Origin of the sequence: Microbacterium arborescens (assembly GCF_030369635.1) — a bacterium.
GTDB lineage: Bacteria > Actinomycetota > Actinomycetes > Actinomycetales > Microbacteriaceae > Microbacterium.
Genome location: NZ_CP128474.1, coordinates 1,377,187 through 1,397,472 on the forward strand (window position 1 = coordinate 1,377,187; position 20,286 = coordinate 1,397,472).

At 69.1% G+C, this 20,286-nt stretch carries 16 protein-coding genes; 10 read left to right on the forward strand and 6 right to left on the reverse strand.

Features of this window, described 5'->3' with window-relative positions:
• Positions 1 to 36 precede the first annotated feature (36 nt).
• Positions 37 to 1,044, forward strand: coding sequence for a sugar-transfer associated ATP-grasp domain-containing protein (locus tag QUC20_RS06510; protein WP_120262866.1), 1,008 nt, complete (start codon positions 37 to 39; stop codon positions 1,042 to 1,044).
• A gap of 80 nt (positions 1,045 to 1,124) precedes the next feature.
• On the opposite strand, the gene QUC20_RS06515 is transcribed toward QUC20_RS06510, so the two are convergent.
• Positions 1,125 to 1,343 carry a DUF7455 domain-containing protein gene (locus QUC20_RS06515; RefSeq protein ID WP_023951321.1) on the reverse strand — a complete coding sequence of 73 codons (219 nt, stop codon included), beginning with the start codon at positions 1,341 to 1,343 and terminating at the stop codon, positions 1,125 to 1,127.
• 194 nt (positions 1,344 to 1,537) lie between these two features.
• Between QUC20_RS06515 and QUC20_RS06520 the strand changes: the two genes are divergently transcribed.
• The gene (locus tag QUC20_RS06520) at positions 1,538 to 3,607 is read left to right on the forward strand and encodes a DNA gyrase/topoisomerase IV subunit B (protein WP_396652149.1); all 2,070 of its coding nucleotides are present in this window, start codon (positions 1,538 to 1,540) and stop codon (positions 3,605 to 3,607) included.
• Between the two features lie 131 nt (positions 3,608 to 3,738).
• Here QUC20_RS06520 and QUC20_RS06525 read toward each other — a convergent pair whose 3' ends face one another.
• Positions 3,739 to 6,198 carry a DNA gyrase/topoisomerase IV subunit A gene (locus QUC20_RS06525; protein WP_289331283.1) on the reverse strand — a complete coding sequence of 820 codons (2,460 nt, stop codon included), beginning with the start codon at positions 6,196 to 6,198 and terminating at the stop codon, positions 3,739 to 3,741.
• Positions 6,199 to 6,261: 63 nt separating this feature from the next.
• On the opposite strand from QUC20_RS06525, the gene QUC20_RS06530 reads away from it, so the two are divergent.
• A complete protein-coding gene (locus QUC20_RS06530; RefSeq protein WP_289331284.1) occupies positions 6,262 to 7,389 on the forward strand; it encodes an alkaline phosphatase family protein in 1,128 nt (375 codons plus the stop codon).
• An 18-nt stretch (positions 7,390 to 7,407) separates the two neighbouring features.
• Here QUC20_RS06530 and sepH read toward each other — a convergent pair whose 3' ends face one another.
• Complete coding sequence (gene sepH, locus QUC20_RS06535; RefSeq protein WP_120262863.1) at positions 7,408 to 8,442, reverse strand: septation protein SepH; 1,035 nt, start codon at positions 8,440 to 8,442, stop codon at positions 7,408 to 7,410.
• 230 nt (positions 8,443 to 8,672) lie between these two features.
• On the opposite strand from sepH, the gene QUC20_RS06540 reads away from it, so the two are divergent.
• Complete coding sequence (locus tag QUC20_RS06540) at positions 8,673 to 8,966, forward strand: DUF4193 domain-containing protein (RefSeq protein ID WP_023951316.1); 294 nt, start codon at positions 8,673 to 8,675, stop codon at positions 8,964 to 8,966.
• A gap of 43 nt (positions 8,967 to 9,009) precedes the next feature.
• Here the strand turns inward: QUC20_RS06540 and QUC20_RS06545 are convergent, their stop codons facing one another.
• Positions 9,010 to 9,525, reverse strand: coding sequence for a DUF3093 domain-containing protein (locus tag QUC20_RS06545; protein ID WP_289331285.1), 516 nt, complete (start codon positions 9,523 to 9,525; stop codon positions 9,010 to 9,012).
• Positions 9,526 to 9,537: 12 nt separating this feature from the next.
• Here QUC20_RS06545 and dut point away from each other — a divergent pair, with 12 nt between their 5' ends.
• The 5 genes from dut (at position 9,538) to dxs (ending at position 16,413) form a co-directional block, all read left to right on the forward strand.
• On the forward strand, positions 9,538 to 9,990 hold the full coding sequence (gene dut, locus QUC20_RS06550; RefSeq protein WP_183045271.1) for a dUTP diphosphatase: 453 nt from the start codon (positions 9,538 to 9,540) through the stop codon (positions 9,988 to 9,990).
• Positions 9,987 to 10,565 (forward strand): DUF3710 domain-containing protein, encoded by a 579-nt coding sequence (locus QUC20_RS06555; RefSeq protein ID WP_120262861.1) that lies wholly within the window; start codon positions 9,987 to 9,989, stop codon positions 10,563 to 10,565. The genes dut and QUC20_RS06555 overlap by 4 nt, the downstream gene beginning before the upstream one ends.
• A complete protein-coding gene (locus QUC20_RS06560) occupies positions 10,562 to 11,329 on the forward strand; it encodes a DUF3159 domain-containing protein (RefSeq protein WP_434543656.1) in 768 nt (255 codons plus the stop codon). The genes QUC20_RS06555 and QUC20_RS06560 overlap by 4 nt, the downstream gene beginning before the upstream one ends.
• Positions 11,330 to 11,462: 133 nt before the next feature.
• A complete protein-coding gene (locus QUC20_RS06565) occupies positions 11,463 to 14,321 on the forward strand; it encodes an aconitate hydratase (protein WP_289331286.1) in 2,859 nt (952 codons plus the stop codon).
• Between the two features lie 103 nt (positions 14,322 to 14,424).
• The gene (gene dxs, locus QUC20_RS06570; RefSeq protein ID WP_289331287.1) at positions 14,425 to 16,413 is read left to right on the forward strand and encodes a 1-deoxy-D-xylulose-5-phosphate synthase; all 1,989 of its coding nucleotides are present in this window, start codon (positions 14,425 to 14,427) and stop codon (positions 16,411 to 16,413) included.
• On the opposite strand, the gene QUC20_RS06575 is transcribed toward dxs, so the two are convergent.
• Entirely contained in the window at positions 16,395 to 16,997 is a 603-nt protein-coding gene (locus tag QUC20_RS06575) for a hypothetical protein (protein ID WP_289331288.1), read from the reverse strand. The genes dxs and QUC20_RS06575 overlap by 19 nt on opposite strands.
• The gene (locus QUC20_RS06580) at positions 16,994 to 17,671 is read right to left on the reverse strand and encodes a TetR/AcrR family transcriptional regulator (RefSeq protein WP_289331289.1); all 678 of its coding nucleotides are present in this window, start codon (positions 17,669 to 17,671) and stop codon (positions 16,994 to 16,996) included. The genes QUC20_RS06575 and QUC20_RS06580 overlap by 4 nt, the downstream gene beginning before the upstream one ends.
• A gap of 65 nt (positions 17,672 to 17,736) precedes the next feature.
• On the opposite strand from QUC20_RS06580, the gene pepN reads away from it, so the two are divergent.
• Positions 17,737 to 20,241, forward strand: a complete 2,505-nt coding sequence (pepN, locus tag QUC20_RS06585) for an aminopeptidase N (protein WP_289331290.1) — start codon at positions 17,737 to 17,739, stop codon at positions 20,239 to 20,241.
• Positions 20,242 to 20,286: the final 45 nt, after the last annotated feature.

Sequence of the window (20,286 nt, forward strand, 5' to 3'; positions counted from 1 at the left end):
GCAACCGGAACACCGAGAACACGGAGAGAACGAGCAATGGGTCGATCACGCGTCCGGCTGGGCTACCTCCTCGACCGCGCCCGCAACGTCCGGGTCGGCAATCTCGTCGAGTTCGGCCGGCAGGTGCAGAAGGTGTCGAAGGCGCCGCTGCCGGTGATCATCGCCGACATGCTGTGGTGCTCCGTCAAGTACGACATGGGTTTCCGTGATTACGCGGTGTGGGACATCCGTCTGCTCAACGCCCGTGAACGTGCGACCTGGATGACGCACCCGAAGTCGTTCCGCATCACGCGCATGCACAACACCCCGGAGGGCCGGGCGAAGCTCGAGGACAAGCGCCGCTTCGCTCGCGAGTACGCCGACCTGCTCGGGCGCGAGACGCTCGATCTGCGGGATGTCGACGACGCCGAGCTCGGCGCGTTCCTCGCCCGCCATCCCAAGGTGCTCGCCAAGCCGCTCGACGGCCACGGCGGCGGTGGGATCACTCTGCACGAGAACGTGACGGATGCCGCCGCGTTCCGAGCCGAGGCGACGGCAGCGGGTCAGTCCATCGTCGATGAGTTCATCGTCCAGCATCCCGAGATGGCCTCGCTCTACCCCGACAGCGTCAACACGGTCCGGATGATCACGTTCCTCACCCCGGAGGGCGATGTCCGACTCCTCGCCGGCGTGCTGCGGATCGGCAACGGCGACGTCATCGACAACTTCGCCTCCGGCGGTATGTTCACGATGCTCGATGAGCACGGCGTCGCGCTCTACCCGGGGGTCGACAAGAACTCCAACGTCTACCGTGAACACCCGGTCACGGGTACCGAGATCGTCGGGTTCACGGTTCCGTTGTTCGACCAGGTGCTCGCTCTCACCGAGCAGCTCGCCCGCCGTACCCCGGAAGCGCCCTACGTCGGCTGGGACCTGGCGATCACGCCGAACGGACCGGTCGTCATCGAGGGCAACCACAACTCGAGCGTGTTCCAGCCCAAGCCCTCCGCCTCCGGCGTGCGCACCGGCCTGCTCCCCGTCTACCAGGCGGCCGTCGGCTTCTGATCCGCGACCGGGCGCGCGCAGCACCCGGCAACGCGAAAGCCCCGAGCGCGATGCTCGGGGCTTTCGTCGTGGAGCCGGCCTCAGCCGGCGGCGACCAGGCGAGAGGTCTCGTCGTGCCAGCTGGTGGCGACGGCGCGGAGCTTCTCCTCGTACTTGCGGCCGTGGTGTGCGCAGAAGAGCAGTTCGCTGCCGTTCACCTCTGCGGCGATGTAAGCCTGCGCGCCGCACGAGTCGCAGCGATCGGCCGCAGTCAGGCGGTGGTCGAGGACGGCGGTGCTCTCGGAAGTGTTCGTGGTCATAATGGGTGCCTCCTCGGTCGATCGGGTCGTGCAACTGAGTGCCTTCGATACAACCACGACCAGCCGGGGGTATGCCCCATTTGACGATCATTTCGCTCAGCGCGTACGCTCACCGCGCGCACGTCGGCCCGGGTCCGCTCTGCGCGCGTGTGTCCTCCCCGCCGTGTCCGCACCCGCGGATACTCTTGGAGATCGTGACTGCTGAGTATTCCGCCCACCACCTCCAGGTGCTCGAAGGGCTCGAGGCCGTCCGCAAACGCCCCGGGATGTACATCGGGTCGACCGACTCCCGGGGCCTCATGCACTGCCTCTGGGAGATCATCGACAACTCCGTCGACGAGGCCCTCGGCGGTTACGGTTCGCGCATCGACATCGTCCTCCATGCCGACGGCAGCGTCGAGGTACGCGATCGTGCCCGCGGCATCCCCGTCGACGTAGAGCCCCGTACCGGACTGACAGGCGTCGAGGTCGTTTTCACCAAGCTGCACGCCGGCGGCAAGTTCGGCGGCGGTTCCTACGCCGCGTCGGGCGGACTCCACGGTGTCGGCGCGTCGGTCGTGAACGCCCTCTCCGAGCGCCTCGACGTCGAGGTCGACCGTGCCGGCAAGACCTATGCCATGTCGTTCCACCGCGGCGAGCCCGGACTCTTCGCCGGTGACACACCGGATTCGGAGTTCACCCCGTTCGAGCGCGCGTCCGAGCTGCGCGTGGTCGGGAAGGCGCCCCGCGGTACGACCGGTACCCGCATCCGCTATTGGGCCGACCGTCAGATCTTCACGAAGGACGCCGCCTTCCACCTCGAAGAGCTCGTGCAGCGGGCACGGCAGACGGCGTTCCTCGTGCCCGGCCTCGAGATCGTCATCGTCGACGAGCGCGGCGAGGAGCGCGTCGAGACGAGCTACCGGTTCGACGGCGGCATCTCGGAGTTCGCCGAGTTCCTCGCCCCCGACGCGCCGATCACCGACACCTGGCGGCTGACGGGCTCGGGCACCTTCACCGAGACCGTTCCGGTGCTCCAGGCCAACGGCGCGATGGTGCCGACCGAGGTCGAGCGCTCGTGCGAGGTCGACATCGCGCTGCGCTGGGGCACGAGCTACGAGACCGTGACCCGGTCATTCGTGAACATCATCGCCACGCCCAAGGGCGGAACCCATCAGCAGGGCTTCGAGCAGGGTCTGATGAAGGTCATCCGCAGCCAGGTCGAGCAGAACGCACGGCGCCTGAAGGTCGGCAACGACAAGCTCGAGAAGGACGACATCCTCGCCGGGCTCACCGCGGTGCTGACGGTGCGGCTCCCCGAGCCCCAGTTCGAGGGGCAGACCAAGGAGATCCTCGGAACCCCGGCGGTGCGGCAGATCGTCGCCTCGGTGGTCACCAGCGAGCTGAGTGCGCTGTTCTCCTCCACGAAGCGCGACGACAAGGCGCAGACGGGGCAGCTGCTCGAAAAGGTCGTCTCCGAGATGAAGGCGCGCATCTCGGCGCGCACCCACAAGGAGACCCAGCGACGCAAGACGGCTCTCGAGTCGTCGTCGCTGCCGGCGAAGCTGGCCGACTGCCGCAGCAACGATGTCGCCGAGTCCGAGCTCTTCATCGTGGAGGGCGACTCGGCGCTCGGCACCGCCAAGCACGCTCGCAACAGCGAGTACCAGGCACTCCTCCCCATCCGTGGCAAGATCCTCAACGTCCAGAAGGCGTCGGTGAGCGACATGCTCTCCAACGCCGAGTGCGCCGCCATCATCCAGGTGATCGGTGCGGGCTCCGGGCGCTCGTTCGATCTGAGCGCCGCGCGCTACGGCAAGGTGATCCTGATGAGCGACGCCGACGTCGACGGTGCGCACATCCGCACGCTGCTGCTCACGCTGTTCTTCCGGTACATGCGGCCCTTGATCGAGGAGGGCCGGGTGTTCGCCGCGGTTCCTCCGCTTCATCGCGTCGTCGTCGTGAATCCGGGGTCGAAGCCCAACGAGACGATCTACACGTACTCCGAGGCCGAGCTCCACGCGCTGCTCGCAAAGCTGCGCAAGTCGGGCCGGAAGTGGCAGGAACCGGTGCAGCGATACAAGGGCCTCGGCGAGATGGACGCCGATCAGCTGGCGACGACCACGATGGACCGCGCCGGGCGCACGCTCCGCCGGGTCCGCGTCGAGGATGCCGACGCGGCCAATGCCGTCTTCGAGCTGCTCATGGGCAACGAGGTCGCCCCGCGCCGCGACTTCATCGTCACCTCGAGCGATCGCCTCTCGCGCGAGGCCATCGACGCCTGAGCGCCGCGCACCGGTCCGCGACGGCGGACGCGCGCGCGAGGTTCGGAGAATGCCGCGGATGTCGGAGCTGGCCCGGCTTTCGGTCCGAGATACGTGACATTCTCCGACGTTCGCCGCGGGAATCGTTCGACTCAGGCGATGACGGTGCCGACCGCGCCGATGACGCCGTCGAGGGGCTGGCCCGACGCGTCACGCTTCGCGCCGACCTCGGGGAGAGTCCGCGTCGCGCCGTCGGTGCCGACCGCGCGGGGTGAGTCTCCCACCCACGCGAGCGTCAAGGTGTCCTCGCCGCGAAGGAATCGCTGCGCACGGACACCGCCGGTCGCGCGTCCCTTCGGGGGGAACTCCGCGAAGGCCGAGACCTTGCCGCTACCGGCATCGGCGCCGGCGAGAGACTGCGTCGACCCCGCGATCGTGACGACGACGGTGTCCTCGGATGCCGTCACCGCGGTGAACGCGATGACGCGCTCTCCGTCCGCGACGCGGACACCCGCCATGCCGCCGGCAGCCCGGCCCTGCGGGCGCACGGCTGCGGCGTCGAACCGCAGCAGCTGAGCGTCGGAGGTGACGAAGACCAGCTCGGTGCCGTCCGGAGCAGGCGCAGCCCCCACGACGCGGTCGCCGGGCTTGAGCGAGATGATCTCGGCGTCGGGCTTGCCGGGCGCGAGCTCCGTGGCCGCGACGCGCTTGACGATGCCCTGCGCCGTGCCGATCGCGATCGGCGGCTCAGCCGTCAAAGACACGATCGCGACGACGTGCTCGCCGGCACCGAGGCCGAGGTACTGGTCGGCCTTCGACCCGGCCGCGAGCTGAACGCTGTTGCCGGGGACCGACGGCAGGTCGACGGGGGAGAAGCGGACGAGACGCCCCGTGCTCGTGACGGCGCCGAGGTCGCCGCGCACCGTCGCGTCGACGGCCGAACGGATCGCGTCGTGCTTGCTCCGCCGGGCGGGCGGAACGATGCCGCTGCTCAGCAGATCCTCGCCGATCTCGGCTCGCACCATCCGGCCGGTCGCGGACAGGAAGACGCGGCACGGAGCGTCGGCGATCTGCAGATCGGCGCCCGCCTTCTTTCCCGAGCGTGCGGTGACGGGGCCGCCGTTGAGGAGCAGGGTACGCCGGGGCGTGCCGTAGGTCTCAGCCGCGGCCTCGAGTTCGCGGGCGACCTGGGCGCGCAGCAGCACGTCGCTCGCGAGAAGCTCTTCGAGGTGCGCGATCTCGGCCTTCAGCTGATCGCGCTCGGTCTCGAGCTCGATGCGGGAGAACTTCGTCAGTCGACGCAGGCGCAGTTCGAGGATGTACTCGGCCTGCGGCTGGGAGAGGTCGAAGACGTCCATCAGGCGTCCGCGGGCCTGCTCGCCGTCGTCGGACGTGCGGATGACCTGGATGACCTCGTCGATGTCGAGGATCGCGATCAGCAGGCCCTCGACGAGGTGCAGGCGTTCCTGCTTGCGGGCCAGGCGGTAGCGGCTGCGCCGCGTGACGACCTCGATGCGGTGGTCGAGGTAGACGCGCAGGAGTTCTTTGAGTCCGAGTGTCTGAGGCTGGCCGTCGACGAGCGCGACGTTGTTGATGCCGAACGAGTCCTCGAGCGGGGTCAACCGGTAAAGCTGCTCGAGCACCGCGTTCGGGTCGAACCCGGTCTTGATCGTGATGACGAGGCGCAGCCCGTGATTGCGGTCGGTGAAGTCCTGGACGTCGGAGATGCCGGTCAGCTTCTTCGCGTTGACGGCATCCTTGATCTTCTCGATGATGCGCTCCGGGCCGACCATGTAGGGCAGCTCGGTCACGACGAGACCGGTGCGCCGCGGTCCGAGCGACTCGACCGAGACCTTCGCGCGGGTGCGGAAGGTGCCGCGGCCGTTGGTGTAGGCATCCTTGATGCCGTCGAGGCCGACGATCACGCCGCCGCCGGGCAGGTCCGGGCCCGGCACGAACTCCATGAGATCGTCGAGCGTCGCATCGGGGTTCTCGAGCAGGTGCACGGCCGCTGACACGACCTCGATGAGGTTGTGCGGGGCCATGTTCGTCGCCATGCCGACGGCGATGCCGGTCGTTCCATTGACGAGGAGGTTGGGATAGGCCGCCGGCAGCACCGCGGGCTGCTGGAACTGACCGTCGTAGTTCGGGATGAAGTCGACGACGTCCTCGTCGAGGTTCTCGGTGAGGGCGAGCGCCGAGGGAGCCAGTCGGGCTTCGGTGTAGCGGGCCGCGGCGGGACCGTCGTCGAGCGAGCCGAAGTTGCCGTGTCCGTCGACCAGGGGCACCCGGAGCGCGAAGTCCTGCGCGAGCCGGACGAGTGCGTCGTAGATCGCCGAATCGCCGTGCGGGTGGAGCTTACCCATGACCTCGCCCACGACGCGGGCGCTCTTGACGTGCCCCTTATCGGGTCGGAGGCCCATGTCGGCCATCTGGAACAGGATGCGCCGCTGCACGGGCTTCAAACCGTCGCGCGCGTCGGGCAGTGCCCGCGAGTAGATGACCGAGTAGGCGTACTCGAGGAATGATCCCTGCATCTCCGCCGAGACGTCGACGTCCTCGATGCGCTCCGGCTGGTCGGGGACGGGTGAAGCGGTGCGGGATGCGGCCATGGAGCTGTTCGGACCTCGATCGGGGATGGGAGTGCGGATGCCGTCTGTGCGAGACTGTCCGCGATGCCCTCAAGCCTACCGACCGACCCGCCCACGGCCCGGAGCCTCACCGGTGTGCTGCCGCAGCTGATCGCGTCCATGTCGGGTCGACACGACTGGTTCATGCCCGCCCGCTCGGCGATCGTCATCGTCGCCGACGGGCTCGGTCGCGGCAATCTCGTGCAGCGGGCGGCCTACGCCCGATTCCTCTGCGAGCGGATGACCAAGCGAGACGCCGCACGCACCGTCTTCCCGGCGACGACGGCGGCGGCGCTGACCAGTCTCTTCACGGGGGTGCTCCCGGGGGAGCACGGCATCGTCGGCTACCGCGTGAGGGTGCCGGGTACGGCATCCACTCCGAACCAGCTCACCGGATGGGAGGAGGACGGCCTCGACCCGCATGCGTGGCAGCGTTCTCAGCCCGTGTTCGAGCGCGAGGCGGCGAGCGGGAGGCGGTGTTTCGTCGTGAGCCGTGCGCAGTACGCCACCACCGGCTTCACCGCGGCGACCGTCCGCGGTGCCGAGTTCGTCGCGGCATCGGGAATCGGCGAGCGTCTCGCCTTGGCGGAGGCGCTCGCGGGAGCGCACGAGGGCGCGCTCGTCTACGTCTACATCCCGGAGCTCGACATCATCGGGCACGCGCACGGCTGGGAGAGCGACCGCTGGGCCGCGCAGCTCGAAACGCTCGATGGTGAGCTCCGCCGGTGGGATCATCAGCTGGCATCGGGCATCGGCGCCGTGCTGACGGCTGACCACGGCATGATCGACGTCCCGGCGCACCGCCACGTGCTGCTCCGCGACGGCGACGAGCTGCTCGACGAGGTCGAGCTCGTCGCGGGCGAGCCGCGCATGCTCCACCTCTATACGGTGGAGGGATCCGTCGAGCGTGTGGCGGCGCGATGGCGTGAGTCGGAATCCGGCCGGTCATGGGTGATGACCCGCGACGAGGCGGTCGAGGCCGGGCTCTTCGGTGCGGTGGACCCGGCGGTGGTGCCGCGTATCGGCGATGTCCTCGTCGCGGCGCGCTCGGGCGTCGCGTACTACGACGACCGTCTCGCAGACAAGAAGCCGCAGCGGATGATCGGGCAGCACGGCTCGCTCACCGATCAGGAGCGCATCGTCCCCCTGGTCCGTTTCGGCGCCTTCGCCTGACCGTTCAGGCGAGAGCGTTCAGGCGTCTTCGCTGCGCGCGCCGAAGACGATCTCGTCCCACGACGGCATCGACGTGCGGCCGCCGCGGCGGCGCGTCTCCGGTGCCGCATCCTCATTCGAGTCGTCCGCGGTGGGCGTCTCCGGCTCGGGGGCGGGGTCGGCGGGCTCGCGATAACCGGGCTCGAGCGCATCGAACAACGCGACCGGTGTGCGCTCACGGGTCTCCGTGCCGCGATCGTCGCCGGGCATCGGCTCGCGCTGACCACGGCGCCGGCGGAGAGCCTCGAGCAGATCGGCGGTCTCGGACGAGGTCACGACGGGCTCGGGTGCGCGCTTGATGGCGGCATCCTTCGCACTCGTGCTGCGCAGAGCGCCGGACGGAGCGGCCTCCGGCTCGGCGGCAGCATGCCGCGGACCGAACGCGCCGCTGTCGAACCGCGAGTCGTCCTTCGCCTGCGGGGTGTCGAGGGCGCGCAGTCGAGGAATCAGCCCCTCGGGCAGCGATCCCTGCCGCGACAGCTGGGTCGCATCGGAGTTGAGGGGAGCGAGCGACGAACGCCGCGGGTCGAAGGACCACCGCGCGTCGTGCTCGACCTCGTCGACGGTGAACTCGAGCTTCACGATCCAGCCGTCGGGCTCGCGCCAGCTGCTCCACCGCTCGCCGGCGGCACCCGCCTCGGCGAGCTTCGTGCGCACGGCGGTGCCGAAGGTCGGCTGCGCGTCGGGCTCGAGCTCACCTGCGATGAGGACCGGTACCGCGAGCGCCTGCCCGACGATGTGCTCGCGCTCGGCGATGATCGGCCGCTCGTATCGCACGACATCCTCGACCCGGATGCCGAGGAGGGTGGCGACATCCGCGGCGCTCATGCCGGCCCGGATGTGCGACTGGATCTCGCGCGGGCTGGGGCGGGGCGCGCGCGGTTCGTCCGCCGGGCGAGCGCGGCGCAGTTGTGCGCGCAGCGTCTCGTTCACCGGCAACGCGAAGCGCTCCCCGGACTCGGTGGCGAGGACGAGGATGCCCTCCTCGGTCCCGATGACCTTGAGCTGTTCCATGCGCAGAACCCTCCCAGCGATACGTGTGCCGTCATGGTGTCACAGGCATCCGGGGACCGCGGGAATATCCGGGGCGCGCCGTCGGTTTCGGGGGGGGCGAACCGGTCATCCGCATCCGTTCCCGGAAGGATCTTCCGCGACGTTTTGCGAAATGGGCGCCGGTCATGCAAACTATCGCCGCCCCACTCGGCGCGGCAACCGGCAACACCTGGAAGTAGAGGCCTTTCGACATGGCTACGGATTACGACGCACCCCGCAAGACCGAGGACGACAGCGAGTCGATCGAGGCCCTGAAGGAGCGCGTGCCCGACAAGTCGTCGGGCTCGATCGACAACGAGGACGCCGACAACCCGTCGGGCTTCGAGCTTCCCGGGGCGGATCTCTCGGACCTCGAGCTCGACGTCGTCGTCCTTCCCCCGCAGGAGGACGAGTTCACGTGCATGGAGTGCTTCCTCGTGAAGCACCGCACGCAGATCGACCACGAGACCAAGGTCGGCGCGATCTGCACCGAGTGCGCCGCCTGACGACCACGACTCTCGCTGACCCTCGACGCTCCGGCGCCGGGGGTCAGTCTTTTGCGCTGGGCGATGCTTCGGGAGCGGGGGAGCCGGCTGCGGCGCGGGCGCTCCGGATCACCGCGGCGACCCGGACCGGTGTCCTGGACGAGAACACCCAATGCGTGACGGGGTCGTCCTCGTCCTCGACGGCGACACGGACCACCCCGTCGATGCCGCCCCGCAGCAGGTGCCAGGACGCCGGCGACAGGCCGGGCCCGCGCGCCTGTCGCGCGTCGTCTCCGGTCAGGGTCTCGATCTCGCCGAGATAGCCGAGCTCGATGTTCGCGCGGCCGACGCGCAGGCGGCCGTCGGAGATCTCGATCACGGGTGACATCGCGATGAGGCCGGCGACGACGAGGGCGCCGACGGCGATGCCTGCGAGCAGCCCGACGACCGAGTCGAGCGGGGCGAGCACGAGCGCGACCATGGGACCGCAGACGGCAGCGCTCACGAGTGCCCACAGCGAGGGGCTCAGGCGCTCGCGATAGCGCGTGGTGGGCGGGGTAGCGGGGGCGGAACTGTGCATTAGCCTCGTGGGGTGACCGAATCCGTGGACGTCCCCATTATCGCCGCGAACGTTCCCGTGTACGCCCACCCGGGGGATGCCGGAGCAGATCTCGTCTCCACCGAGTCGGTGCGGCTCGCACCCGGGCAGCGCGCGCTCGTGGCAACCGGTGTGCGTATCGCCCTGCCCGACGGCTTCGCCGCCTTCGTGGTTCCGCGCAGCGGGCTCGCCGCCAAGCACGGGATCACCGTGGTGAACTCCCCGGGAACGGTCGATGCCGGCTACCGCGGCGAGATCAAGGTCACCCTTCTGAACACCGACACATCCGAGGCCTACGACATCGAGCCGGGCGACCGTATCGCGCAGGTGATCGTCATGCCGGTCACCCGGGCCCGTTTCATTCCCGTCGACGCTCTGCCCGAGAGCGTCCGCGGCGAGGGCGGGTTCGGCTCGACCGGGTACCAGAAGACAGGAGTATCCGCATGAGCGAAGACGCGAAGTCCGCACCCGCCGACCGCGCCACGGCCGGACCGTTCGACGAGTCCGAGGCCAACCCGGTCCGGCCCTACATCGACCTCGGCGGCATCAAGGTGCTGCCCCGCGAGGGCCTGAACCTGCGCCTCGAGGTGGAGGAGCAGACCAAGCGCATCGTGGCCGTCGGTCTCGATTACGCCGGGTCGACGCTGCAGGTGCAGCCGTTCGCGGCGCCTCGCTCGACGGGCCTGTGGGAGGAGACGCGCGAGCAGATCCGCCAGCAGGTGCGGCAGCAGGGCGGCCGTGTCGAGGAGCGCGAGGGACCGCTCGGTCCCGAGCTGCTGGCTGAGGTCCCGGTGATCGCCGGGGCGGAGGGCAGCGGCAAGCGCCTCGCGCGGTTCGTCGGCGTCGACGGTCCGCGCTGGTTCCTCCGCGGGGTCATCGGCGGCGCGGCCACGAACGACGTCGAGGCAGCCGCGCAGGTCGAAGACCTGTTCCGGTCGCTCGTGGTGGTGCGCGGGGGGTCCCCGATGCCGCCACGCGACCTCATCCCGCTGAAGATGCCGGCGACCCCCGGCTCGGCGTGAACCGCGACGAACGGGCCGACGCCGCGTCCGAACGCTCCGTCGACCTGACTCCGCCGGAGCCCGCGCCCCCCGCGTCGGGTGTCCTGGGGGCGGCACTCGGCGAGGCCGCCCGCAAGGCGGGTTTCGATCCCGAGACGAACGCCACGACGGGGGGAGTCGTGTGGCGTGCGATGGGCGGATTCCGCGGCATCGTCGAAGCGGTCCTGCCGGGCCTCGTGTTCATCGTGGTGTTCACGCTGACGACCGACCCCGAGACGCGCGAGGCGAACCTCTGGTTGTCGCTCGGTCTGTCGGTGGGTGTCGCCGCCGTATTCACTCTTCTGCGCCTCATTCAGCGGGGCCCCGCCAGCGCGGCCTTCGGCGGTCTCGTCGCCACCGCTGCAGCCGCGGGCCTCGCGCTGTGGACGGGGCGTGGCCAGGACAACTTCATCCCGGGGCTGATCACCAACGCCGCCTACGGCACGGCCTTCCTCGTCTCGGCTCTGATCGGGTGGTCGCTCATCGGCCTCGCGGCCGGATTCCTCATGAACGAGGGAATCGCGTGGCGCAGCGACAAGCGCAAGCGCCGTGTCTACTTCTGGCTCGCCATCGCGTGGGCGGCACTGTTCTACCTCCGCCTCGCCGTGCAGCTGCCGCTGTACTTCGCCGACGAGGTCGCCGCCCTCGGCACGCTGAAGCTCGTCATGGGGCTTCCGCTGTTCGCGCCGCTGGCAGCCGTCACCTGGCTCGCCGTGCGCGCGCTCTATAAGCAGCGCGCCGAGTGATACATTTATCTTGACGTCAAGATAAATTTCCCCCGATCCGACTAAGGGTCGCCTCACTAGATCGACCGGTGCGGCGAGGGGATGATGGGACAGTGCGCGCGAGCGCGCGGCCCGCCGATGAAGGAGAGCAGACGTGTCCACTGTTGACAGCTTCGGAGCCAAGAGCACCCTGACGGTCGGCAGCACCGACTACGAGATCTTCCGGATCGACACGGTCGAGGGTTACGACCGACTTCCCTTCAGCCTCAAGGTGCTGCTCGAGAACCTCTTGCGCACCGAGGACGGCGCGAACGTGACGCAGGAGCAGATCCGCGCCCTGGGTTCGTGGGACGCCTCGGCTGAGCCCGACACCGAGATCCAGTTCACCCCGGCCCGCGTCGTCATGCAGGACTTCACCGGCGTGCCCTGCATCGTCGACCTCGCCACGATGCGCGAGGCGGTCACGGCGCTCGGTGGCGACCCCAACCGCATCAACCCCCTCTCGCCCGCTGAGATGGTCATCGACCACTCCGTCATCGCCGACCTCTTCGGCAGCGAGAACGCGCTCGAGCGCAACGTCGAGATCGAGTACGAGCGCAACGGCGAGCGCTACCAGTTCCTGCGCTGGGGCCAGGGCGCGTTCGACGACTTCAAGGTCGTCCCGCCGGGCACCGGCATCGTCCACCAGGTGAACATCGAGCACCTCGCCAAGGTCATCTACGACCGCAACGTCGACGGCGTCCTCCGCGCGTACCCCGACACCTGCGTCGGCACCGACTCGCACACCACGATGGTCAACGGTCTGGGCGTCCTGGGCTGGGGCGTCGGCGGTATCGAGGCAGAGGCCGCGATGCTGGGTCAGCCCGTCTCGATGCTCATCCCGCGGGTGGTGGGCTTCAAGCTCACCGGCGAGATCCCCGCGGGCGTCACCGCGACCGACGTCGTCCTGACCATCACCGACATGCTCCGCAAGCACGGCGTGGTCGGCAAGTTCGTCGAGTTCTACGGTGCCGGCGTCGGCTCGGTCCCGCTGGCCAACCGTGCCACGATCGGCAACATGAGCCCGGAGTTCGGCTCGACGGCCGCGATGTTCCCCATCGACGATGTCACCCTCGAGTACCTGCGTCTGACCGGTCGCGACGAGCAGACCGTGGCGCTCGTCGAGGCATACGCGAAGGCGCAGTCGCTGTGGCACGACCCCGCGAACGAGGCGACCTACAGCGAGTACATGGAGCTCGACCTCTCGACGGTCGTCCCCTCGATCGCGGGCCCGAAGCGGCCGCAGGACCGCATCCTCCTGTCGGAGTCGAAGGAGCAGTTCGCGAAGGACATCCTCAACTACGCGACGACCGCCGACGAGCCGGTCGAGGTCGAGGGCACGTTCCCCGCATCCGACCCGGGCAACGGACCCGGCGTCGAGCACGAGACCCTCTCGGACGACACCGTCTCGCACCAGCACGACCACGCGCACGCGGGCTTGCTCTCGAGCGGTGCGCCCCACGCGGCATCCAACCCGGTGAAGGTGACGCAGCCGTCCGGCGAGAGCTACATGCTCGACAACGGTGCGGTCACCCTCGCGGCGATCACCTCGTGCACCAACACCTCGAACCCGTCGGTCATGATCGCCGCGGGGCTGCTGGCCCGCAAGGCATCGGAGCGCGGGCTCACCCGCAAGCCGTGGGTGAAGACCACGCTCGGCCCGGGGTCGAAGGTCGTCACCGACTACTACGAGAAGTCGGGCCTCGACAAGGACCTCGAGAACCTCGGCTTCTACACCGTCGGCTACGGCTGCACGATCTGCATCGGAAACTCCGGACCGCTGATCGAAGAGGTCTCGGCCGCGATCAACGAGAACGACCTCGCCGTCACCGCGGTGCTCTCGGGTAACCGCAACTTCGAGGGTCGCATCAGCCCCGACGTGAAGATGAACTACCTCGCCTCGCCGCCGCTGGTCGTCGCTTACGCCCTGGCCGGGTCGATGAACTTCGACTTCGAGACCGACGCTCTCGGCAAGGACTCGGACGGCAACGACGTCTTCCTCAAGGACATCTGGCCCGCTCCCGACGAGGTTCAGGAGATCATCGACTCGTCGATCTCGCGCGAGCAGTTCATCAAGCAGTACGCCACCGTCTTCGACGGCGACGAGCGCTGGAAGAACCTGCCCACGCCCACCGGCCCCGTCTTCGAGTGGGACGAGAACTCGACTTACGTCCGCAAGGCGCCGTACTTCGACGGCATGCAGATGGAGCTGACCCCGGTCGCCGACATCACCGGCGCGCGAGTCATGGCTACTCTCGGCGACTCCGTGACGACCGACCACATCAGCCCGGCGGGAAACATCAAGGCGGGCACTCCGGCGGCGCAGTACCTCACCGAGCACGGCGTGGCGCAGAAGGACTTCAACTCCTACGGCTCGCGTCGTGGCAACCACGAGGTCATGATCCGCGGCACCTTCGCCAACATCCGCCTGAAGAACGAGCTCACGGCAGCGGTCAACGACGGCAAGGTCGTCGAGGGCGGTTACACGCGTGACTTCACCCAGGAGGGCGGCCCGCAGTCGTACATCTACGACGCGAGCCAGAACTACCAGGCGCAGGGCACTCCGCTGGTGATCTTCGGCGGCAAGGAGTACGGCTCGGGCTCGTCGCGTGACTGGGCCGCCAAGGGCACCAACCTGCTCGGCGTGAAGGCCGTCATCACCGAGAGCTTCGAGCGCATCCACCGCTCGAACCTCATCGGCATGGGCGTCGTTCCCCTGCAGTTCCCGGCGGGAGAGAGCTGGAAGTCGCTCGGACTCGACGGCACCGAGGTCATCTCGATCACGGGCCTCGAGCAGCTCAACGACGGCATCACCCCCAAGACGGTGAAGGTGGTGGCCGAGCCGAGCGAGTTCTCGCCCGAGGGCAAGCAGACCGTCGAGTTCGACGCGATCGTCCGCATCGACACCCCCGGTGAGGCGGACTACTACCGCAACGGCGGCATCCTCCAGTACGTGCTGCGCTCGCTCGTCTGAGCCTGCCAGCCGCGTAGCCCACGAGAGGCCGGAGCGTCGAGCTCCGGCCTCTCGTGCATCCCGCTGATTAGACTTACCGGCACCCGATGGAAGGAGGGGCACGATGTCGCTGCTCTCCTCGATCTCGCATCCGCGTGATCTGGACGCCCTCTCGCTCGCTCAGCTGGAGACGCTTGCGGCTGAGATCCGCGCGTTCCTCGTCGAGAACGTCTCGCGCAGCGGCGGACATCTGGGGCCCAACCTCGGCGTGGTCGAGCTGACGCTCGCGATTCACCGGGTCTTCGACTCGCCCCGCGACCCGGTCGTCTTCGACACCGGGCATCAGTCCTACGTCCACAAGCTCATCACCGGACGTCAGGACTTCTCACGGCTGCGCTCGCGCGGCGGACTCGCGGGCTACCCCCAGCGCAGTGAGAGCGAGCACGACGTCGTCGAGTCGTCCCATGCGTCGAGCTCGCTCAGCTGGGCTGACGGCATCTCCCGCGCCTTCGCCCGCACCGGTCGCACCGACCGCCATGTCGTCGCGGTCGTCGGTGACGGGTCTCTGACGGGCGGGATGACGTGGGAGGCGCTCAACAACATCTCGGACGACAACGACCGCAATCTGGTCATCGTCGTCAACGACAACGGTCGCTCCTACGCCCCGACGATCGGCGGGATGGCGCGGTTCCTGAACAAGGTGCGCACGACCGAGGGCTATCGTTCGCTGCACGAGGGTTCGGCCACGCTGTTCGGCCGGCTCGGGCCCGCGGCGCGCGCGGTCTACCGCGGTCTGCGAGGGGGAACGCACGGGTTCCTCTCGCGCTTCGTGAACAACGAAGCGCTCTACTCGAATCTCGACATCAAGTACCTCGGCCCCGTCGACGGGCACGACCTCGAGGCCATGATCGAGACCCTGCGCCTGGCGAAGTCGTACGGAGCCCCGGTCATCGTGCACGCGATCACCGAGAAGGGGCGGGGCTACGCACCTGCTCGCCTCGACGAGGCCGATCAGTTCCACGCGGTCGGCAAGATCGATCCGGCCACCGGGCAGCCCGTCTCCGCGGGCGGCAAGACGAGCTGGACGGATGTGTTCGCCGAAGAGCTCGTGTCTGCGGGGGAGCGCCGCAGTGATGTCGTCGCGATCACCGCCGCGATGCTGCGGCCGACGGGTCTGCTGCCGTTCGCACAACGCTTCCCGGATCGTGTGCTCGACGTCGGCATCGCCGAGCAGCATGCCGTCGCGGCCTCCGCGGGACTCGCCTTCGGCGGCCTGCATCCGGTCGTCGCGATCTACGCGACGTTCATGAACCGTGCGTTCGACCAGATGATGATGGACGTCGCGCTGCACCGCGCGGGTGTCACGTTCGTGCTCGACCGAGCGGGCGTGACGGGGCCCGATGGGCCGAGCCACCACGGCATCTGGGACCTCGCGATGCTCCAGCTCGTGCCCGGCGTGCGCATCGCCGCGCCCCGGGACGCGGAGCGCCTGCGCGAGGTGTTCCGCGAGGCCGTCGAGATCGAAGACGCACCGACGGTGGTCCGCTACCCGAAGGGCTCGGTCGGCGACGAGCTGCCGGCCGTGGAACGTCTGGACGATGGGACGGAGGTGCTCGTGCGGGGCGAATCCGACGATGTCCTCATCGTGGGAATCGGTCCGATGGTGCGTCTCGGCATCGAGGTCGCCGAGCGCCTGCGAGCACAGGGGATCGGCGCGACGGTCATCGATCCTCGCTGGGTGGTCCCCGTCGCGCGGTCGGTCGTCGACCTCGCGGCGCAGCACCGGCTGGTGATCACGATCGAGGACGGCATCCGGGTCGGCGGCATCGGTACCCGCATCCGTCAGGTCCTTCGCGAAGCCGGGATCGACACGGCCGTCGACGAGCTCGGTCTGCCCGACGAGTTCATCGACCACGCCGAGCGCGACGAGATCCTCGAGGACGCCGGCCTCACGGCAGCGAAGATCGCGCATGACGTCGTCGCGCAGGTTCTCGGCACCCGCATCCCGATCGCACGTCCGAGCGCCGATGCCGAACAGGACTGGGCGGATGCCGCGGACGCGCCGGGCCGCGAGGGTGCGAGTGACGGCGAGCCTCAGCCTCGCCAGCGCTGACGTCGGCGCTGCCCGGGATCGATGATTCGGTAGCGGTCGTCGAGGGCATCCTCTGTCGCGGCATCCGGATCCGTGGTCCGCACAACGTCGCCGAACCCCTCGGCGTCGAGGCGGAGGGCTCGCCTCATGGTGATGAACCACGCTCCTGCGAGTCCGATGGCGCTGAGAGGCACGTTGACGAGGTAGGCGGTCGCTGCGATCCACCCGCCACCCGAGTCGCCGAGAAGCGCGGGAAGGGTGACCGTCGTGGTGACGACGCCGACCAGCGCGCCGTACGCCGAGAAGGCGAGGAGATGTGCGCCGACACGTGGCAAGCGTCGCAGCAGGCGACCGAGCGCGTACGCGCCGGTGGAGCCGATCACCACAGCGGGGACGGAGACGAGCAAGATCGCCGCGGTGCCCACGATCAAGCTGAAGCCGCCTGTCAGCACCGCCCAGCCGACGATGAGCAGCAGCGTCGTCGTGCCCCACGCGCGGGCGGTGCCCCCGAGGAACTCCGTGCGGGTGAAAGCGAGAGGTTCGGCATCCGTGCGGGGCGAGTCACGCCGCGGCGAGGGTGGCGGGTGCGGGCCGATGACCGTCACGAGCGCGCCTCGGCGATGAGGTCGAGGAGTTCGCGCAGCGGTCGGCGCAGCATCGGAAGGCGCGCGAGGGGGAGCGCCATCGCGAGTAGCGACATCCCTCTGTCGAGAAGGCGCCGCGTCTTCGCCTGCTCGTCAGAGTCGTCGTAGACCCAGTACATCGCGAGCAGCAGGTGCGAGAGGACGAGCGCGCCGGGCAGCGCCTCCGCGATGTCCGCGGGGAGCTTGTGATCGGCGCCCTCGACGGCGGTGCGGAAGAGGTTCTCGACGATCGCGAGCGATGCGTTGGACTCGGGCGACAGGGGATTGATCGACGAGCGCGGAGACACCGCCGCGGTCAGGAACTCGGGCGCGTGGTGGTGCGTCGGCGTCAGCTGGTCGAGTCCCGTGTGGAAGACGATCGCGAGTCTCTCCTTGAGGTCACGCGACGACTCGAGGCGGGGGAGCGCCGCAGCCCGATGAGCCTGCTGCACCTCCAGATAGAACTCCTGGACGAGTTCGTTCTTGGAGGCGAAGTGGTAGTTCGTCGTCCCGACCGAGACCCCCGCTTCTGAGGCGATGTGCCGGATGGTCGTCGCGTCGTAGCCGCGTTCACGAAACGATCGCAGCGCGGTCTCGACGATCAGGGCGCGGGTACGGTCTCGCTTCGACCCGGCGGGTTCCGGTTTGCTGAACATGTTCAGATAGTAGCGTCCGGCCCGAAGATCACGACCGTTCCACGCCCACGTGAAAGCATGAAGGGATGACCGGCGACAATCTCACACGTACCGACGCTCAGCGGCGCGCAGCCGATATCCGAGTCGACACCATCGACGTGCGACTCGATGTCCGCGACGCCCCACGTGCGGATGTGACGACCTTCGGCACCCGCGCCATTCTCTCGTTCGATGCGCCCGCGGGCGGGGAGACCTGGGTCGACTTCCTCGGATCGGCCGTCGACACGGTCACGGTGAACGGCGAGAGCCGGCCGGTCGAGTGGGACGGCGCGCGCATCCGACTCTCCGACCTGGCGGAACGCAACACCGTCTCGATCGAGGCGCGCGGCGTCTACAGCCGCTCCGGCGAAGGGCTGCATCGTTTCGTCGACCCCGTCGACGGCGCCACCTATCTGTACACGCAGTACGAACCCGCCGATGCGCGCCGCGTGTACCCCTGCTTCGAGCAGCCCGACGTGAAGGCGCGCTGGCGGATGCAGGTTGTGGCTCCGGAAGGATGGCGGGTGCTGTCCAACGGCGCGGAGACCGATCGCCGGGATGTCGACGGTGGTACCGAGGTCACTTTCGCGGAGACCCTCCCGATCTCCAGCTACATCACGGCCGTCGCGGCCGGGCCGTACCACCGCGTGGACGGGGTCTGGGACGGGCCCGAGGGGCCCGTCGACCTGGGAGTCCTCTGCCGCGCCTCGTTGGCGCCGTTCCTCGACGCCGAGGAGATCATCGACATCACCCGCCGCGGGCTCGCGTACTTCGGCGAGGCGTTCGGTCTCGGCTATCCGTGGGGCAAGTACGACCAGATCTTCGTGCCGGAGTACAACCTCGGGGCGATGGAGAATCCCGGGCTCGTCACCTTCACCGAGGCCTACGTGTTCCGCGGCGCTGCGACGGCGGCCCAGCGCGAGGCGCGCGCCAACACGATCCTCCACGAGATGGCTCACATGTGGTTCGGCGACCTCGTGACGATGCGATGGTGGGACGACCTCTGGCTCAAGGAATCGTTCGCCGACTTCATGGGGTCGCACGCATCGGTCGCGACAGGGCTCTATCCGGATGCCTGGGTGAGCTTCGCCAGCCGGCGGAAGGGGTGGGCCTACGAGCAGGACCAGCTTCCGACGACGCATCCCATCGTGGCCGACATCCCCGACCTGCAGGCCGCCAAGCTCAATTTCGACGGCATCACCTATGCCAAGGGCGCGTCGGTGCTCAAGCAGCTCGTCGCGTATGTCGGCGAGGAGCCGTTCTTCGCGGGCGCACGGCGGTATTTCGCCGACAACGCCTTCGGCAACACCACGCTCGACGACCTGCTGACGGCGCTCGAGCACGCGTCGGGGCGCGATCTGCGCGCCTGGAGCCGCGCATGGCTCGAGACGACCGGCATGTCCGATCTTTCCGTCGAAAGAGACGAGGCCGGTCGCGCCACCGTCGTGCAGAGCGACCCCCGGCCCCACCGCGTGACGATCGGGCGGTACGTGGAGACGGACGGAGTCCTGCAGCGAGAGCATGCGACGGAACTCGATCTCGTCGACGCCAGGACCCCGATGGGCGGCGACGCCACTGGCCACATGATCCCGAACGACGACGACCGCACCTACGCCAAGGTTCGTCTCGATGAGGACACGACGGCAGCGCTCGAACGCTCGCTCTCGACGATCGGCGACCCGCTCGCCCGGTCGGTCGCGTGGGCCGCGCTGTGGAACGCGGTGCGTGACGGTCGCCTCGCCGTCGCGCGATACCTGCGAATGGTCGGAGCGCATGCTGCGGCCGAGACGCACACGGGTCTCCTCGCCGACGCCGTCGCGCACGCGGACTACGCGATCGCGCACTATGCCGCTCCCGATCAGCGCGGGGCGCTCGCTTCGGACTGGCTCGAGAGCGTCTGGCGATCGCTGCACGAGGCCCGTCCCGGCAGCGACGCGCAACTCGTGTGGGCCCGGGCTCTGGGCGCCGCTGCCGCCGTGGACGCCGGACGCGCTCAATCTGTGCGCCGGCTGCTCTCGGGCGAGGACGAGACTCCGGAGGGCCTCGAGCTCGACGCCGACCTCCGATGGGGCTGGTTGTTCGCGCTCGCGGCGACCGGCGCGACGAGCGTCGACGACATCGACGCGGAGCTCGACCGGGACGACACCTCGAAGGGGCGGCGCGCCCACCGCGCCGCCCGGGCGGCGCTTCCGGAGCGCGCAGTGCGAGAAGCCGCGTGGCGCGCCGCATGGACCGACGAATCACTGTCGAACGACGAGCTCGACGCCACGATCGCCGGGGTTCGCGCCGGTGGGCGGCGAGATCTCATCGCCGCGCTCGACGGGGACTACTTCTCGCGGATCGGGCGGGTCTGGGAGACCCGGAGCATCGAGATCGCACGACGCCTCGTGCGCGGCCTGTTCCCCGCGACGGACGACCTGACGGCGGCCACGGCGTGGCTCGACGCGCACCCGGACGCGCCGGCTTCTCTGCGCCGCATCGTGATCGAGCAGCGCGACATCCGCGGACGCGACCTCCGGGTGCAGAGCGCGCAGCGCGCCAGCGCCGCCTGACGCGACGAGGGCCCCGCGGCTTTCGTGCCACGGGGCCCTGATCGA

What these genes read in the sequence shown, in the direction of transcription:
- sepH (WP_120262863.1), bottom strand. Translation starts at nt 8,442, where the DNA reads ATGGAACAGCTCAAGGTCATCGGGACCGAGGAGGGCATCCTCGTCCTC.
- dxs (WP_289331287.1), top strand. Translation starts at nt 14,425, where the DNA reads ATGTCGCTGCTCTCCTCGATCTCGCATCCGCGTGATCTGGACGCCCTC.
- QUC20_RS06515 (WP_023951321.1), bottom strand. Translation starts at nt 1,343, where the DNA reads ATGACCACGAACACTTCCGAGAGCACCGCCGTCCTCGACCACCGCCTG.
- QUC20_RS06545 (WP_289331285.1), bottom strand. Translation starts at nt 9,525, where the DNA reads ATGCACAGTTCCGCCCCCGCTACCCCGCCCACCACGCGCTATCGCGAG.
- QUC20_RS06580 (WP_289331289.1), bottom strand. Translation starts at nt 17,671, where the DNA reads ATGTTCAGCAAACCGGAACCCGCCGGGTCGAAGCGAGACCGTACCCGC.
- QUC20_RS06525 (WP_289331283.1), bottom strand. Translation starts at nt 6,198, where the DNA reads ATGGCCGCATCCCGCACCGCTTCACCCGTCCCCGACCAGCCGGAGCGC.
- QUC20_RS06555 (WP_120262861.1), top strand. Translation starts at nt 9,987, where the DNA reads ATGAGCGAAGACGCGAAGTCCGCACCCGCCGACCGCGCCACGGCCGGA.
- QUC20_RS06540 (WP_023951316.1), top strand. Translation starts at nt 8,673, where the DNA reads ATGGCTACGGATTACGACGCACCCCGCAAGACCGAGGACGACAGCGAG.
- QUC20_RS06530 (WP_289331284.1), top strand. Translation starts at nt 6,262, where the DNA reads ATGCCCTCAAGCCTACCGACCGACCCGCCCACGGCCCGGAGCCTCACC.
- pepN (WP_289331290.1), top strand. Translation starts at nt 17,737, where the DNA reads ATGACCGGCGACAATCTCACACGTACCGACGCTCAGCGGCGCGCAGCC.
- QUC20_RS06510 (WP_120262866.1), top strand. Translation starts at nt 37, where the DNA reads ATGGGTCGATCACGCGTCCGGCTGGGCTACCTCCTCGACCGCGCCCGC.